This is a genomic window from Amycolatopsis sp. ATCC 39116 (assembly GCF_000231075.2).
Taxonomy (GTDB): domain Bacteria; phylum Actinomycetota; class Actinomycetes; order Mycobacteriales; family Pseudonocardiaceae; genus Amycolatopsis_E; species Amycolatopsis_E tucumanensis.
The window spans coordinates 151,854-168,290 of record NZ_AFWY03000003.1; the positions used below are offsets into that span (position 1 = coordinate 151,854).

The 16,437-nt window shown below is 72.1% G+C and carries 12 protein-coding genes; 9 read left to right on the top strand and 3 right to left on the bottom strand.

Translation table 11 applies throughout. The features are described from left to right. Positions 1 to 2: 2 nt before the first annotated feature. The 3 genes from AMY39116_RS42290 (at position 3) to AMY39116_RS0305575 (ending at position 5,274) form a co-directional block, all read left to right on the top strand. Positions 3 to 371, top strand: coding sequence for an FmdB family zinc ribbon protein (locus AMY39116_RS42290; protein WP_020416706.1), 369 nt, complete (start codon positions 3 to 5; stop codon positions 369 to 371). Further along, positions 368 to 3,193, top strand: coding sequence for an FAD-binding and (Fe-S)-binding domain-containing protein (locus AMY39116_RS0305570; protein ID WP_020416707.1), 2,826 nt, complete (start codon positions 368 to 370; stop codon positions 3,191 to 3,193). The genes AMY39116_RS42290 and AMY39116_RS0305570 overlap by 4 nt, the downstream gene beginning before the upstream one ends. A gap of 479 nt (positions 3,194 to 3,672) precedes the next feature. Further along, positions 3,673 to 5,274, top strand: a complete 1,602-nt coding sequence (locus AMY39116_RS0305575; RefSeq protein WP_020416708.1) for a sigma-54-dependent Fis family transcriptional regulator — start codon at positions 3,673 to 3,675, stop codon at positions 5,272 to 5,274. An 87-nt stretch (positions 5,275 to 5,361) separates the two neighbouring features. On the opposite strand, the gene AMY39116_RS0305580 is transcribed toward AMY39116_RS0305575, so the two are convergent. Further along, entirely contained in the window at positions 5,362 to 5,706 is a 345-nt protein-coding gene (locus AMY39116_RS0305580) for a DoxX family protein (protein ID WP_020416709.1), read from the bottom strand. 114 nt (positions 5,707 to 5,820) lie between these two features. Here AMY39116_RS0305580 and AMY39116_RS0305585 point away from each other — a divergent pair, with 114 nt between their 5' ends. The 3 genes from AMY39116_RS0305585 to AMY39116_RS0305595 all read left to right on the top strand — a co-directional run bounded on the left by AMY39116_RS0305585 (position 5,821) and on the right by AMY39116_RS0305595 (position 9,714). Then, positions 5,821 to 7,320, top strand: coding sequence for an aldehyde dehydrogenase family protein (locus tag AMY39116_RS0305585; protein ID WP_027935662.1), 1,500 nt, complete (start codon positions 5,821 to 5,823; stop codon positions 7,318 to 7,320). Between the two features lie 11 nt (positions 7,321 to 7,331). Further along, entirely contained in the window at positions 7,332 to 8,441 is a 1,110-nt protein-coding gene (locus AMY39116_RS0305590) for an NDMA-dependent alcohol dehydrogenase (RefSeq protein WP_020416711.1), read from the top strand. Between the two features lie 337 nt (positions 8,442 to 8,778). Further along, a complete protein-coding gene (locus tag AMY39116_RS0305595; RefSeq protein ID WP_039791245.1) occupies positions 8,779 to 9,714 on the top strand; it encodes a hydroxymethylglutaryl-CoA lyase in 936 nt (311 codons plus the stop codon). Positions 9,715 to 10,193: 479 nt separating this feature from the next. Here AMY39116_RS0305595 and AMY39116_RS0305600 read toward each other — a convergent pair whose 3' ends face one another. Further along, positions 10,194 to 11,738 carry a long-chain-fatty-acid--CoA ligase gene (locus AMY39116_RS0305600; RefSeq protein WP_020416713.1) on the bottom strand — a complete coding sequence of 515 codons (1,545 nt, stop codon included), beginning with the start codon at positions 11,736 to 11,738 and terminating at the stop codon, positions 10,194 to 10,196. Between the two features lie 112 nt (positions 11,739 to 11,850). Further along, positions 11,851 to 12,480: a TetR/AcrR family transcriptional regulator gene (locus tag AMY39116_RS0305605; RefSeq protein WP_235716064.1), complete on the bottom strand. Its 630-nt coding sequence runs from the start codon at positions 12,478 to 12,480 to the stop codon at positions 11,851 to 11,853. A gap of 94 nt (positions 12,481 to 12,574) precedes the next feature. On the opposite strand from AMY39116_RS0305605, the gene AMY39116_RS0305610 reads away from it, so the two are divergent. Genes AMY39116_RS0305610 through AMY39116_RS0305620 form a run of 3 tightly spaced genes read left to right on the top strand, consistent with a single transcriptional unit; the run spans position 12,575 to position 16,436 of the window. Then, positions 12,575 to 14,122 carry an acyl-CoA synthetase gene (locus tag AMY39116_RS0305610; RefSeq protein WP_020416715.1) on the top strand — a complete coding sequence of 516 codons (1,548 nt, stop codon included), beginning with the start codon at positions 12,575 to 12,577 and terminating at the stop codon, positions 14,120 to 14,122. Positions 14,123 to 14,133: 11 nt separating this feature from the next. Beyond that, positions 14,134 to 15,267, top strand: a complete 1,134-nt coding sequence (locus AMY39116_RS0305615) for an acetyl-CoA C-acyltransferase (RefSeq protein WP_020416716.1) — start codon at positions 14,134 to 14,136, stop codon at positions 15,265 to 15,267. Further along, positions 15,264 to 16,436, top strand: coding sequence for an acyl-CoA dehydrogenase family protein (locus AMY39116_RS0305620; RefSeq protein ID WP_020416717.1), 1,173 nt, complete (start codon positions 15,264 to 15,266; stop codon positions 16,434 to 16,436). Before AMY39116_RS0305615 ends, AMY39116_RS0305620 begins: the two co-directional genes overlap by 4 nt. Position 16,437 lies beyond the last annotated feature (1 nt).

Consider the following 16,437-nt stretch of genomic DNA (forward strand, 5'->3'; position numbering starts at 1 on the left):
GGATGCCCATCTACGACTACGCGTGCGAGTGCGGGAACCGGTTCGAGGCGCTCGTGCCCTCGTCCGCCAGCCCCGCGCCGAGCTGTGCGTGCGGTTCGTCGCCACGCCGCCTGCCACCCGCGGTGCGGCTCGGCGGCGTCGCCTCGGCCGGGCCCAGCCGGGACGACGCGCCGAAGAGCTGGCGCGGCACCGGCAACGGCGACCGGGAGACGGTGCGGCACTGGCACCAGCAGATGACCCGGCGGGAGAAGCTGGAGCAGAAGTACCCGGAGCTGGCGGGCGACCGCCGTCCGGTGCTCGCCCACGAGGGGCGCTTCGCCGCGGCGCCGCTGCGCGCAGGCGATCCGGTGCCGGGAGAATCGGGTTCATGACGGTGGTCGCGGACGAGCGCGTGGCCCGGTTCCTCGCGGAGCTGGGCCGCGCGCTCACCGGTGAGGTCGAGTCCGGCACGACGGCGCGCGCGACCTACAGCATGGACGCGTCGAACTACCGGCACGTGCCGCTGGCCGTCGTGTTCCCGTCCACTGTGGAGGATCTGGAGACGACGGTCCGGCTGTGCCGGGAGTTCCGGATCCCCATCACCGCGCGCGGCGCCGGAACGAGCATCGGCGGGCAGGCGCTCGGCGAGGGTGTCGTAGTCGACTACAGCAGGCACCTGAACCGGGTGCTGGAGATCGACCCGGAGGCGGGGACCGCCCGCGTGCAGCCCGGCGTGGTGCTGGACGCGTTGCGCGCGGCCGCCGCCCCGCACGGGCTGACGTTCGGGCCGGACCCGTCGACCCACAGCCGCTGCACGATCGGCGGCATGGTGGGCAACGACGCGTGCGGCTCGCACTCGGTGGCGTGGGGGCGGACCGCGGACAACGTGGTCGCGCTGGACGTGCTGACCGCGGACGGGACGCGGCTGGCGATCGGGGAGTCGCTGCCGGACGATCCGCGGGTCGCCGAGTCGAAGCAGCTCGCGCTGGACAACCTGGCGCTGCTGCGCACGTCGTTCCCGTCGATCCCACGGCGCGTGTCGGGGTACGCGCTGGACCAGCTGTTGCCGGAGAACGGGACGAACCTGGTCCGCGCCCTGGTCGGCACCGAGGGCACGTGCGTGCTGCTGACCGAGATCACCGTGCGGCTGGTGCCCGCGCCTGCGGCCCGGGCGCTGGTCGTCGCGGGCTACGCGGACGACATCGCGGCCGCCGACGCCGTGCCGTCGGTGCTGCCGCTGAAGCCGTTGACCGTCGAGGGCATGGGCCGCGACCTCATCGACTCGCTGTTGATGCGGCGGTCGCACCCGGCCGTCGACCTGCTGCCGGCGGGGCGCGGCTGGCTGTTCGTCGAGGTCGGGGGAGCGGACCCGGCGGAGGCGGCGGCGCGGGCTGCCGAAGTCGCGGCTGCCCTGGAGCGGGACACCGGCGCCGCGACCGTGGTGGAGACGCGGCCGGCGGACCAGCGGATGCTGTGGTCGGTGCGGGAGGCCGCGGCCGGGATCGTGACCCGCATGGCGGACGGTTCCGAGGCGTGGCCGGGCTGGGAGGACTCCGCGGTGCCGCCCGCTCATCTTGGGGCCTATCTACGGGATTTCCGGGCTCTGCTGGGGAAGTACGGGCTGCGGGGTGTCCCGTATGGACACTTCGGCGAGGGGTGCGTGCACGTGCGCATCAACTTCGGCCTGACCAGCGACGAGGGCCGGCGGCAGTTCCGGGCGTTCATGGAGGACGCGGCGGACCTGGTGGTGCAGCACGGCGGGTCGCTGTCCGGCGAGCACGGCGACGGGCAGGCGCGGGCGGAGCTGTTGTCGCGGATGTACCCGCCGGAGATCCTGGCGCTGTTCGAGCGGTTCAAGGTCATCTGGGACCCCGCGGACCTGCTCAACCCGGGCAACCTGGTGCGGCCCCGGAAGCTGGACGCGGACCTGCGGTTCGACGGGCCGGTGCGGTCGCTGCCGGTGACGTTGAAGTACCCGCACGACGGCGGCAGCCTGGCGACCGCGACCCGCCGGTGCGTCGGCGTCGGGGCGTGTGTCGACAAGTCGTCCGGCGTGATGTGCCCGAGCTACATGGTCACCGGGCGCGAGGAGCACTCGACGCGCGGGCGGTCGCGGCTGCTGTTCGAGATGATGCGCGGCGAGACGGTCACCGACGGCTGGCGCTCCGGCGAGGTGCTGGAGGCGCTGGACCTGTGCCTGGCGTGCAAGGGTTGTCTGTCCGACTGCCCGGTCAACGTGGACATGGCGTCGTACAAGGCGGAGTTCCTGCACCAGCACTACGCGGGGCGGCTGCGCCCGGCGAGCCACTACACGCTCGGGTTCCTGCCGGTGCTGGCGCGGCTGGCGTCGGGCGCGCCGCGGCTGGCGAACCGCGTGCTGGGCGGTCGGTTGTCCGGGCTGGTGAAGAAGGCGGGCGGGATCACGCCGGAGCGGTCGCTGCCGCGGTTCGCGCCGCGGACGTTCCGGCGCGGGTTCCGGGCGCGGGAGCGGGGGCGGCCGCGGGTGGTGTTGTGGCCGGACACGTTCACGAACTTCCTGTCGCCCGAGGTCGGGCACGACGCGGTGCGGGTGCTGGAGCACGCCGGGTTCGACGTGGTGCTGCCGTCGTCGTCGGTGTGCTGCGGGCTGACCTGGATCTCGACCGGGCAGCTCGGGGTGGCGCGCCGCGTGCTGCGGCGGACGTTGCGGGTGCTGCGGCCGGAACTGGAGGCGGGGACGCCGATCGTGGGCCTGGAGCCGAGCTGCCTGGCGGTGTTCCGGCACGACTCGCGGGAGCTGCTGGACGACTCCGAGCTGCACGGGTTGCCGTCGCAGGCGTTCACACTGGCGGAGTTCCTGGAGAAGTACGCGCCGGACGTGTCGTTCCCGGAGGTCGAGGCGACGGCCATTACGCAGCAGCACTGCCACCAGCACGCGGTGATGGGCAACGCGGCGGACGAGCGGTTGCTCCGCCGGGTGGGTGTGCGGAACCGGACGCTGGACTCGGGGTGTTGCGGGCTGGCGGGCAACTTCGGGGTCGAGAAGGGGCACTACGAGGTGTCGGTCGCCGCGGCGAACCGGGTGCTGGTGCCCGAGGTGGAGGCCGCGCCCCCGGACACGATGGTCCTCGCGGACGGCTTCAGCTGCCGCACCCAGATCGACGACCTCACCGGACGGCAGGCGCTGCACCTGGCGCAGGTGCTCGCGCGGGCGCTGGACACCCCTGGCGCCTGAGCGGCGAGTTCCCCTCCGGCGCGCGAGTTCCACGTTCGGCGCGGGGAGTTCCACACTCGGCGCGGGAGCGGCATCCGCGGTTTTGCTTCCGGGGTGAGGTGCCCTCGCAGGGTGCGTGGGCGCGGGCTCACGCGCTGTCGGCCGGACACACCCCCGACGCCTGAGCGGCGAGTCCACGCTCCGACGCGCGGGTCCCCGCTCCGGCGCGGTGAATTTCACGTTCCGTGGGGTGAGCGGTATCCGGTTTCGCTTCCCGGGTGAGGTGCCCTCGGAGGGTGCGCGGGCGCGGGGCTCTCGCTCCGTCGGTTGGACACCCCCGGCTGAGCGGCGAGTCCACGCTCCGGCGCGCGGGCCCCCCATCCAGCGCGGCGAGTCCACACTCGGCGGGGGAGCGGCACCCCCGGACGGGGGCAAGCGCTCGACCCGTGGCGTTAACCGTTGCTAACGTGGCTCGGGCATCGGCGCCAAGGGAGGCGAGGATGGACAGCGCAGCGTTGCGGCCCGAGATCGCCAAGTCGTGGCGGCGGGCGGAGCTGTCCGGGCTCCGGCCGGACGCCGCGGTCGACCGGCTCACCGTCGCGGACATCGATCGCCGCAGCAGGCTCGTTCTCGCCGCCGAACCCGTTCTCGACCAGGCCACCCGCGAGCTCGCCGACACCGCGTTCAGCCTCATCCTCGCCGACCGCGACGCCTGGATCGTCGACCGGCGGTTCGGCGAGCGCCGGCTGGAATCGACCCTCGACCGGCTCGGCGTCGTCCCCGGCAGGCGCTTCACCGAGGAGAACACCGGCACCAACTCGATCGCCACCGTCTTCGAGCTGCGCCAGGGCCTCGCCGTGCACGGGCACGAGCACTTCATCGACAGCTTCAAGGCCTTCGCCTGCTACGGCCACCCGATCACGCACCCGGTGACCCGCCGCCTGGAGGGCGTCCTCGACATCACCTGCCCGGCCGACCACGCCAGCCCGCTGCTCGGCCCGTTCCTGCGCCGCGCGGTCGCCGACATCGAGCAGCGCCTGCTGGAGGGCTCCCGCGCGGCCGAGCAGCGCATGCTCGCCGCCTACCAGGCCGCCGCCCTCAACCGCCTGCGCCCGGTCCTGGTGCTGGGCGACGACGTCGTCCTCGCCAACGCCGCCGCCACCGACCTGCTCGACGCCCCCGACCACGCGATCCTCCGCGGGCTCGCCATGGACGCCCCGTTCGGCGTCCGGCAGGCCCGCAGCGTCCGGCTGTCCTCCGGTCGCGTCGCGGACGTGTCCTTCGAGCGCATCACCGGCGCGTCCGGCGTGCTGTTCGAGCTGGAACCGCCCGCGGTGCAGGCGATCCCGCGGCGCGCCACCCCGCGGCCGGTGCAGCGGGACTTCACCACCTACCGCGAACAACGCACGCACGTCCTCATCAGCGGCGAGCCCGGCACCGGCCGTTCGACGGTGGCCCGCGAGCTGGCGGGGGAGTCCGCGCTGGCCGTGCTCGACGCGGTGGACGCCCAGCACTGGGCCCCCACTCTGGACCAGCTCGTCGCGTCGCACACCGGGCTGCTGGTGATCGAGAACATCGCCCTGCTGCCCGCCGGGGCGGCTGCCCGGGTCGGGGCCGCCATGGACCGCGGCTGGTTCGCGTTCACCGGCCCGCCGCCGTCCGAGCTGACCGGCCCCGCCGCCGACCTCGCCAGCCGCTGCATCGCCCGCCGGGAGCTGTCTCCACTCCGCTCCCGACGGGACGAACTGCCCGCACTGGTCGCGGCGATGCTGGCCGACCTCGGCTCGACCCTCCGGTTCGTGCCCCGCACGCTGGAGGTCCTCGCCGCGCAGCCGTGGCCGGGCAACCTGCGCGAGCTGAAGGCGCTGCTGCGGCACGTCGCGGCCGGCCACGCGTGCGGTGACGTGTTGCCGCGTGACCTGCCGGAGGCCTACCAGGGCAGTCCCCGGGCACGCCACCTCACGCCGATCGAGCAGCTCGAACACGACGCGATCGCCGCCGCGCTGCGGGACTGCGGCGGCAACAAGGCCCACGCCGCGAAGCTGCTCGGCATCAGCCGCTCGACGCTGCACCGGCGGGTGCGGAGCCTCGGGCTGAGCTGACCTTGCCCGGCAGGGGTGTCTCGTCGCGGGCGGGATGCGCCAGCGGCCGCCCGCCGTGAGCAGGGACGCGAGCATCCTCGAACGCGGTCACGCGAACCACCCCCAGGCCACGACGGCGGCCAGCACGAGCAGCACCACGGGCACCGCCACGACTTTCGTTTCGCGGCGGCGGACGTGCTGCACGACCGCCCCGGCCATCAGCACCACCAGCCCGGTGGCCGCGACCGGCGACAGCACCGGCGCGATGTCCAGCGCGGCGGGCAGGATCAGCCCCGCCGCGGCGAGCACCTCCAGCACCCCGATGGTCTTGCCGAGGCCCACGCTGAGCCCGGTGGCGGCCAGCTTTTCGGCCGGCTGCGCCAGTTTCACGGCCCCACTGGCCAGGAAGACGGCCGCCAGCGCGGCCGCGATGATCCACAACGCGATGTCCATGCCGGTCCGACGACGCAGCCCCGCGCGGTGTGAGGTCACTGTGTCAACTTGACACGGTTAGCCCGCTGTTGCGCAGGTCACCATTACCGCCACGTCCACGACGAGGAGGTTGGTGTGACTGCGGTAGCGGAGCAGGCGGTGCGGCCGGCGGTTCGGGAGTTCGTGTCCGGGACCAAGCAGCTGCTGATCGGCGGGCAGTGCGTGAACGCGGCGTCGGGCCGGACGTTCCCCACCTTCGACCCCGCCACGGGGGAGAAGATCACCGAGGTGGCGCACGGCGCCGCCGAGGACGTCGACCGCGCGGCGGCCGCGGCGCGGCGCGCGTTCGAGGACGGTCCGTGGTCCCGCACCACGCCGTCGGAGCGGCAGCGGCTGATCTGGCGGATCGGCGACCTGCTGCTGGAGCGCGCCGAGCAGTTCGCGCAGCTGGAGGCGCTGGACAACGGCAAGTCCGTGGCGGTCGCGCAGGGCGTCGACGTCGCCTGGGCGGCCGACATCTTCCACTACTACGCCGGGTGGGCGACCAAGATCGAGGGCCGCACGATCACCCCGTCGGTGCCGTGGATCCCGGGCAGCCAGTGGCACGCCTACACGTTGCGGGAACCGGTCGGCGTGTGCGCGCAGATCATCCCGTGGAACTTCCCGCTGGTGATGGCCGCGTTCAAGCTGGCGCCGGCGCTCGCGGCCGGCAACACCGTCATCCTGAAGCCGGCCGAGCAGACTCCGCTGACGGCGTTGCTGCTCGGCGAGCTGTTCTGCGAAGCCGGGTTCCCGGACGGAGTGGTCAACATCCTCACCGGGTTCGGGGACGCGGGCGCCGCGCTGGCCGCGCACGACGACGTCGACAAGGTCGCGTTCACCGGTTCCACCGAGGTGGGCAAGAAGATCGTGGACGCGGCCAAGGGCAACCTGAAGAAGGTGTCGCTGGAGCTGGGCGGCAAGAGCCCCAACATCGTGTTCGCCGACGCCGACTTGGAGGCCGCGATCCCCGGTTCGGCCAACGCCTGGCTGTTCAACCACGGCCAGTGCTGCGTGGCGGGCACGCGGTTGTTCGTCGAGGAGTCCATCTTCGACGAGTTCACCCAGGGTGTCGCGGAGTTCGCGAGCCAGGTCAAGATCGGCCCCGGCCTGGACCCGACGACGCAGCTGGGCCCGCTCGTGTCGCAGGAGCAGCTCGACCGCGTCACCAGCTACCTGCGGCAGGGCATCGCGGACGGCGCCCGTGCCCTGACCGGCGGCGGCCGTCACGGCGACTCCGGTTACTACGTCGAGCCGACGGTGCTGGTGGACGTGCGCGACGACATGAGCGTGGTGCGCGAGGAGATCTTCGGCCCGGTCGTGGCCGCGATCCCGTTCTCGGCCGAGGACGGTCTCGCCGCGGCCGCGAACAACACCGAATACGGCCTGGCGGCGGGGATCTGGACGCGGGACATCTCGCGCGCCCACCGGGTGGCGAAGCAGATCAAGGCCGGTTCGGTGTGGGTCAACTGCTACAACGGCTTCGACACCGCGATCCCGTTCGGCGGGTACAAGCAGTCCGGCTGGGGCCGCGAGCTCGGCGCCGAGGCCATCGACCTCTACACCCAGACCAAAGCCGTCAACGTCGCGCTCTGAGGAGAATCCGCATGAAGGTCAAGGCAGCTGTACTCACCGATTTCAAGACCCCGTTCGAGATCACCGAGCTGGACCTGGACGGCCCGCGGGAGGGCGAGGTCCTGATCCGCTACGTCGCGGCCGGCTTGTGCCACTCCGACCTGCACCTGTCCGATGGAGATTTGCCGCCGCGGTTCCCGATCGTGGGCGGGCACGAGGGCGCCGGGATCATCGAGGAGGTCGGGCCGGGGGTCACGAAGGTCAAGCCCGGTGACCACGTCGTGTGCTCGTTCATCCCGAACTGCGGCACGTGCCGTTACTGCGCCACGGGGCATCAGAGCTTGTGCGACATGGGTGCGACGATCCTGGAAGGCAGCTTCCCGGACGGCAGTTTCCGGTTCCACAAGGGCGGGGTCGACTACGGGCAGATGTGCATGCTCGGCACTTTCGCCGAGTATTCGACGATCTCGCAGCACTCGGTGGTCAAAGTGGACGAAAGCGTGCCGCTGGAGACCGCGGTGCTCGTCGGCTGCGGTGTCCCGACCGGGTGGGGCACGGCCGTGTACGCGGGTGACGTGCGGCCGGGTGAGACCGTGGTGATCTACGGGATCGGCGGGATCGGCATCAACTCGGTGCAGGGAGCGGCGCACGCCGGGGCGAAGAACGTCGTGGTGGTCGACCCGCTGGCGTTCAAGCGGGACGCCGCGCTGAAGCTGGGAGCCACCCACGCCTTCGCGACGGCGGGGGAGGCGCACGAGGTGGTCACCGAGCTGACCCGGGGACAGGGCGCGGACAAGGCGCTGGTCACGGTCGGGGTGGTGGACGAAGAGGTGATGTCGGCGGCGTTCGACGTCGTCGGCAAGGGCGGGGTCGTCGTGGTGACCGGTTTGGCGGACCCCGCGAAGGCGACGATCCACGTCTCCGGCGCGGTGCTCACCCTGTGGGAGAAGACGATCAAGGGGAGCCTGTTCGGCAGTGGCAACCCGCAGCGGGACATCCTGAAGATGCTGGACCTCTACCAGGCGGGCACGCTGAAGCTGGACGAGCTGGTCACCAACCGGTACCGCCTGGAAGACGTCAACCAGGGCTACGAGGACCTGGTGGCAGGCAAGAACATCCGAGGCGTCGTCGTCCACGGCTAACCCCAACCGCCACCCGGCGACGAGAAGCAAGCGACCAACCCAACCAGACCTCCCCCGCCCCCGATCCACAGCCGATCTTTAGTCGCCGACCAGCGGGGTCAAGGCACGCTTTCCCGCCTTGACGCCGCTGCTCGGCGACTGAAACACAATCAGGCATCGGGGGCGGGGGTGGTCGGAAGGTGACCTTTCAGCGCCGTAAGGCGCCTTTCCCGTGCGTAAGCGCGGCTCTAAAGATCAAAGAGTCCTCGCCGGACGGCAGGCTCCGGGATGACCACCCAGCACGGGTGGGGTGAGCCCACTGGACGGCTGCGTTAGTCAGCGTTAACCTGGGGTCGTGGTGAGTGTGCGTGAGCTGGGGCTGCCCCAGCGGGAGGCGTCCAGCGGGGACCTGCCGGAGCGGGTGACGATCTGGGAGGTCGGCCCGCGTGACGGGCTGCAGAACGAGCAGACGGTCGTCGGCCTGGAGACGAAGCTCGAGTTCCTCCGGCGGCTCGCCGGGGCGGGTCTGACGACCCTCGAAGCGACCAGTTTCGTCCACCCGAAGTGGGTTCCGCAGCTCGCCGACGCCGATGACCTCCTCGCCAAGCTCGACCGGCGCCCGGGCGTGAAGTACCCGGTGCTGGTGCCCAACGAGCGCGGCCTCGACCGGGCGCTCGCGCTGGGTGTGGAGTCGATCGCCGTCTTCGGCAGCGCCACCGAGACCTTCGCGCGCAAGAACCTCAACCGCTCCTACGACGAGCAGTTCGCGATGTTCGAGCCGGTCGTGCGGCGGGCCCGGCACGAAGGGCTCGAGGTGCGCGCCTACCTCTCGATGTGCTTCGGCGACCCGTGGGAGGGCGCCGTGCCCGTCGAGCAGGTCGCGAACGCCGGCCGCAGGCTGCTCGACATGGGCTGCTTCCAGCTCTCCCTGGGCGACACGATCGGTGTCGCCACCCCGGGGCACGTCGAGGCGGTCGTCGGCGCGTTCGGCGACGTCACCAAGCTCGCCGTGCACTTCCACGACACCTACGGTCAGGCGCTGTCCAACACGCTGGCCGCGCTCAGGGCCGGAGTGACCACAGTGGACTCCTCGGCGGGCGGCCTCGGCGGGTGCCCCTACGCGAAGGCGGCCACCGGCAACCTCGCGACCGAAGACCTGGTGTGGATGCTCGACGGCTTGGGCATCGAACACGGCGTGGACCTCGACGCGCTGGTGCGGACGAGCGCCTGGATGGCGCAGCAGCTCGGCCGCCCCAGCCCGTCGCGCGTGGTGAAGGCCCTGACCGGCGGCTAAGTTTCTCGGTCGACGGCCAGGCCGCCGCGATCGGTCGCCCGGCCCGTCGCGGGTGGTGGCCGTGACGGACGGCCGCGTTCCTCGGCGGCTGGCTAGGCCTCGTGGTCGGCCGGTTCCCGGTCGCCCCGGCTCGTCGTGCGTGGTGAAGGCCCCGCCTGGCGGTCAGGCTTCCTCCGTCGGCAACTTGCTGCCCGCTCCGGCCCGTCGCGGGTGGTGGCCGTGACGGACGGCTGGGTTCCTCGGCGGCTGGCTAGGCCTCGTGGTCGGCCGGTTCCCGGTCGCCCCGGCTCGTCGCGCGTGGTCAAGGCCCCGACCGGCGGTGGGCTGCTCGGCTCGCGGCCAGGCTTCCTTCATCGGCAACTTGCCGGTCGCCCGGCCCGTCGCGGGTGGTGGCCCTGACCGGAGGTCAGGTCCCTCGGTCGGCGGCCAAGCCGCAGCTCCCCGGCCGCGCCAGCCCATCGCGCGTCGAGAACCGGCGGTCAGGCCTCCTCGATCGGGAGCTTCCCGGCTTCCCGGTCGGCGCGCAGCTGCGTCTTCAGCACCTTGCCGCTCGGGTTCCGGGGCAGCGCCGCCACCACCGCGATCTTCCGCGGCCGCTTGTACCGCGCCAGCCGGTCGAGGCACCACTCCTCCAGCTCCGCCGCCGTGGGCGCGTCGCCGGGCGAACGCGGTGAGATCACCGCCAGCGGCGTCTCGCCCCACTTCTCGTCCGGCACGCCGATCAACGCGACCTCGCCGATCTTCGGGTGCGCCGCCAGCACGTTCTCCACCTCGGCGCAGTAGATGTTCTCGCCACCCGAGATGATCATGTCCTTCTTGCGGTCCACCACGAAGTAGTAGCCGTCCTCGTCCTGCCGCACCAGGTCGCCGGAGTGGAACCAGCCGCCGCGGAAGGCCTCCGCCGTTTCGGCCGGCTTGTTCCAGTACTCCTTCATCACCATCGGGCTGCGGTAGACGATCTCGCCGACCTCACCGGGCTCGACGTCGTTCATGTCGTCGTCGACCACGCGCACCTCGACGTTGAGCATCGGCGTGCCGACCGAACCGATCTTGCGGATCGAGTCCTCCCCGCGCAGCAACGTGGTCACCGGGCTGCACTCGGTCTGCCCGAACGCCGTCGTCACCTCCGCCTGCGGGAACGTGTCGATCATCGTGCGCAGCAACGTCGTCGACGCGGGCGCCGCGCCCCACGAGATCTTCGACAGCGACGACAGATCCCGCGAAGCGATGTCCGGCACGTTCACGATCGCCTGCCACTGCGCCGGCACCAGGAACACCGACGACACCCGCTCGCGCTCCATCAGGTCCACCACGGCCACCGGGTCGAACTGGCCGCTCGGCAGCAGCACCGTCCGCCCGCCGAGCAGCAGGTTCGGCAGCATCCCGGACAGCCCGGCGATGTGGAACAGCGGCGCCGCGGCCAGCCACACCTTGTCACCCGGCCCGGTGTCCAGCGAGGCCATGTTGCTGAAGGCGTGCATGAGCAGGTTGTGGTGCGTGAGCACCGCGCCCTTCGGCCGCCCGGTGGTGCCCGAGGTGTACATGATGAACGCGGCGTCCTGCTCGTCCACCGCGATCTCGTCGAACTCCGGCGACGCCGCGGCCAGCGCCTCCTCGTAGGCCTCCATGCCGTCGAACGCGCCGCCGAACACCAGGCACGGGCCCGGCTCGTCGAGCTGCTCGCGTGCCTTGGCCAGCGCCGGGGCGAGCGGGGCGTGCACCACGCTGGCGCGCGCCCCGCTGTCGCTCAGCACGTAGGCGATCTCGTCGGCCACGAGCCGGAAGTTCACCGGCACGCAGATCGCGCCGAGGCGCGTCGACGCGAAGTAGACCTCGAGCACTTCCAGCGTGTTCAGGCCGAGCACCACGACCCGGTCGCCGTAGTGCACGCCCCGGTCCCGCAGCGCGTTCGCCAGCCGGCTCACACGCTGGTCGAACCGGCGGTAGGTGAGGGTGGTGCCCTCGAACGAGAAGGCGGGCTCGTCGCCCTGCTTGCGTGCGTGGCGGGCGAGTTGGTCGCCCATGGTCATCCCTCGCCCGAGGAGGCGGGGCACTTCGACAGCTCGGGACATCGGCAACCTCGGCGATCCGGAGGGTCAGGGTAACCGCGTTTCTACCGTGCGCCGAGGGAAACAGTCAACACTGACCGTCAGTGAAGAGCAGCCGGTGCGCCAGCGACTTCCACAGCGCGACGTGCGGGTCGTTCGACGGCTGCCGCCGCCGTTCGAAGGTGTAGGGCAGCGCCGCGCCACGCATGCTCGTGAACAGCAGGCCCCACAGCTCCGGGTAGCTCGGGTGCGCGCACACCGCCGGGCCCCAGATCCGGTCGCCGACCCGGCGGATCGCGTCGCGCAGCGCCCGCTCCTCCGGCCGCAGCGCCGCGGCCAGCGCCTCGTTCGTCCGCGCCGCGGTCCACAGCTCGACGGCCGCCCAGAACACCGGCTCGTGGAAGGTCATCCACAGCAGCTCGATGCACCGCTCGACCCGCCGCGGGCCCTCCGGTTCGCCGGCGAGCTGCTCCGCGACCTGGCCCTCGAGCTGCGCGAGCCGGGTCGCGGTGAGGTGCTGCGTCGCCGCCACCAGCAGCTCGTCCCGGGACGGGAAGTGGTGCAGCAGGCGGCCCCGCGACACCCCCGCCTTGGCCTGGATGGCCAAAGTGGACGCGCCCGCGTAGCCCAGTTCGACCAGGCACTCGACGGCCGCGTCCAGGATCAACGTGCGCGTGCTCGCCGCGCGGTCCTGCCGGGTCCGGGTTTCGGTCACCACGCCGATCACCATAACCCGATAACAGTCGGTGTTGACTGTTACGCCGATTCCTTGCACTCTCGCAGGGGAGTTCAACGGTTCGAGGAGGAGCCGCATGTACCCGGGTACCCACGCCGACACCGACCCCGACAAGCCGGCCGTGATCATGGCCGGCTCGGGGGAGCGGCTGACCTACGGCGAGCTCGACGAGCGGTCCACCCGCCTCGCCGACGCCCTGACCAGCGCCGGACTCGGCGTGGGCGACACTGTCGCCCTGCTCAGCGACAACTCGGTCCGCGCCTACGAGGTCTACTGGGCCGCCATGCGCTCCGGCCGCTACCTGGCCGCGGTGAACAGCCACCTGTCGCCCGCCGAGGTCGCCTACATCGTCACCGACTCCGGCGCGAAGGCGCTGGTCGTCTCCGCCGCGCTCGGCCCGCTGGCCACCGCGGTGGCCGAGCTGGTCTCGGACGTCCCGGTCAAGCTGATCTACGGCGGCGCGGCCGACGGCTACCGCGACTTCGACGAGTTCCTCGCCACCGGCTCGCCCGAGCGGCCGGCGCACCAGCCCGCGGGCGCCGACATGCTCTACTCGTCCGGCACCACGGGCCGTCCGAAGGGCATCAAGGTCGACCTGCCCGACCGCCAGGTGGACGAGCCGGGCGACGTGCTCACCCCGGTGCTGCAGCACATGTACGGCTTCGGCCCGGACACGGTGTACCTGTCCCCGGCGCCGGTGTACCACGCCGCGCCGCTGCGGTTCGGCGCGACCGCGCAGCGCCTCGGCGGCACCGTGGTGATGGTGGAGCGCTTCGACGCCGAGGCCGCGTTGCGCGCGATCGAGACCTACCGCGTCACGCACAGCCAGTGGGTGCCGACGATGTTCGTGCGGATGCTGAAGCTGCCGGAGGAGGTGCGCGGCCGCTACGACCTGTCCAGCCACCGGGTCGCGGTGCACGCCGCGGCGCCCTGCCCGGTCGAGGTCAAGCAGGCGATGATCGGCTGGTGGGGGCCGGTCCTCTACGAGTACTACGCGTCCACCGAGGGCGCCGGGATGACGTTCATCGACAGCGAGCAGTGGCTCGCCAAGCCCGGCTCGGTGGGCCGCGCGGTGGTCGGGGTCGCGCACATCTGCGACGACGCGGGCAAGGAGCTGCCGACGGGCGAGGTCGGCACCGTCTACTTCGAACGCGACGAGGTCCCGTTCACCTACCACAACGACCCGGCCAAGACCCGCGAGGCGCAGCACCCCGAGCACGAGACCTGGACGACCACCGGCGACGTCGGCTACCTCGACGAGGACGGCTTCCTCTACCTGACCGACCGCAAGGCGTTCATGATCATCTCCGGCGGGGTGAACATCTACCCACAGGAGGTCGAGGACGCGCTCGCCCTGCACCCGGCGGTGTTCGACGTCGGCGTGATCGGCGTGCCGGACGAGGAGATGGGCGAGGCGGTCAAGGCCGTCGTCCAGCCCGCGCCCGGCGTCACGCCCGGCCCGGAGCTGGCAGCCGAGCTGCTGGCCTACGTCCGCGACCGGATCGCCCACTACAAGGCGCCGCGCAGCGTGGACTTCGTCGACGAACTTCCCCGCACGCCCACCGGCAAATTGGTGAAGCGGCGGCTCAAGGAACGTTACGCGGCTCCGGCCGCGGCCAAGTAGGAGGAGGAGCCGTGCGAGACGCGGTGATCGTGGAAGCGGTGCGCACCCCCGTGGGCAAGCGTGAGGGCGGCCTGTCCGGCGTGCACCCGGTGGACTTGTCGGCGCACGTGCTGCGCGGCCTCGCCGAGCGGGCCGGGATCGACCCGGCCGCCGTCGACGACGTCGTGTGGGGGTGCGTGAGCCAAGCCGGTGAGCAGACCGGCGACATCGGCCGCAACGCCGTGCTGGCGGCGGGCTGGCCGGAGAGCGTGACCGGCGTGACCGTCGACCGGCAGTGCGGCTCGTCCCAGCAGAGCGTGCACTTCGCCGCCGCAGGGCTGATCGCGGGCCACTACGACGTGGTGGTGGCCGGTGGCGTCGAGTCGATGAGCCGGGTGCCGATGGGTTTCTCGGCGCAGGGCAAGAACCCGCTGGGCGACCAGGTGCTGGCCCGCTACGGCGGGGTGCGGCCCAACCAGGGCATCGGCGCGGAGATGATCGTCGAGCGGTGGGGCTTCAGCCGCACCCAGGTCGACGAGTTCTCCCTCGCCTCGCACGAAAAGGCCGCCGCCGCGCAGGACGCGGGCGCGTTCGACGAGCAGCTGCTGCCGGTCGCGGACGTCACCGCGGACGAGGGCGTGCGGCGGGGCGGGTCGCTGGAGAAGCTGGCCGGACTCAAGCCCGCGTTCCGCGAGGACGGCGTCATCACCGCGGGCAACAGCTCGCAGATCAGCGACGGCGCCGCCGCCCTGCTGATGACGACCAGCGAGAAGGCCGCCGAGCTCGGCCTGCGGCCGATCGCACGCGTGCACACCGCGGTGCTCGCGGGCGACGATCCGGTGATCATGCTGACCGCGCCCATCCCGGCCACGCGGAAAGCCTTGCAGCGCAGCGGGTTGTCGATCTCCGACATCGGCGTGTTCGAGGTCAACGAGGCGTTCGCCCCGGTGCCGATGGCCTGGCTGGCCGAGACCGGCGCCGACGCCAAGACCCTCAACCCGCACGGCGGCGCGATCGCGCTCGGCCACCCGCTCGGCGCGAGCGGCGCGCGCATCATGACCACCCTCGTGCACCACATGCGCGCCACGGGCATCCGCTACGGCCTGCAGACCATGTGCGAGGGCGGCGGGCAGGCCAACGCCACGATCCTGGAGCTGATCGCATGACCGAGTTCCGCGAGAAGGTCCGCGCCTGGCTCGCCGAGAACGTGCCGGGCGACGAGGAGCTGGCGACCGCCAAGCGGTTCCAGGCCGCGTTGTACGACGCCGGGCTGGCCGGAATCACCTGGCCGAACGAGTTCGGCGGGCAGGGCCTCACCGCGGCCGAGCAGCAGGTCTTCGACCAGGAGTCGGCCCGCTACGACCTGCCCAACTCGGTGTTCCGGATCGGCATGGGCATGTGCGGGCCGACGATCCTCGACCTGGGCACGCCGGAGCAGAAGGCCCGCTACATCCCGCCGCTGCTGCGTGGCGACGAGATCTGGTGCCAGCTGTTCTCCGAGCCGGGCGCCGGGTCCGACGTCGCGAGCCTGCAGACCCGCGCGGTGCGCGACGGGGACCAGTGGGTGATCAACGGGCAGAAGGTGTGGACGACGGTCGCGCACCTGGCCGACTTCGGCGCGCTGCTCGCCCGCACCGACCCGGACGTGCCCAAGCACCAGGGCCTGACCATGTTCCTCATCGACATGCACGACCCGGCGGTCACCGTGCGGCCGCTGAAGGACATGACCGGGCGGGCGCCGTTCAACGAGGTGTACTTCGAGAACCTGCGCCTGCCCGCGGACGCGGTGCTCGGCCAGGTCGGCCAGGGCTGGCTCGCCGCGGTCACCATGCTCGGCCACGAGCGCGTGTCGATCGGCGGGTTCGTGCGCAAGCGGCACGACCCGCTGGCGCACGCGAACCTCGCCGAGACCGCCCGCCGCCACGGCCGCGACGCCGATCCCGTGGTGCGCGCCGAACTCGCGAAGCTCTACGCGGCGGAACGGGCGCTGGCCCTGTTCAACGTGCGGCTGCGGCAAGAGGCCGAGGCCGGGTCGCCGCCGGGCGCGCGCGGGTCGGTCGCCAAGCTCGCCGGCGCCCAGCTGCAGCAGCAGGCCGTCGCCGTCGCCGGGCTGATCGCCGGGCCGCGCGCGACGGCGTGGGAACCGGGCGACCCGGCAGGCGAGGAACTGGCGCTGGCGATCAACCAGACGCCGTCGTCGAGCATCGCGGGCGGCACCGACCAGATCCAGCGCACCATCATCGGGGACCGGATCCTCGGACTGCCCCGCGAACCCGTCGTCGACCGCGACGTGCCCTTCCGCGAGCTGCGGGTGGGCACGCAGCGACCCGCCTGAG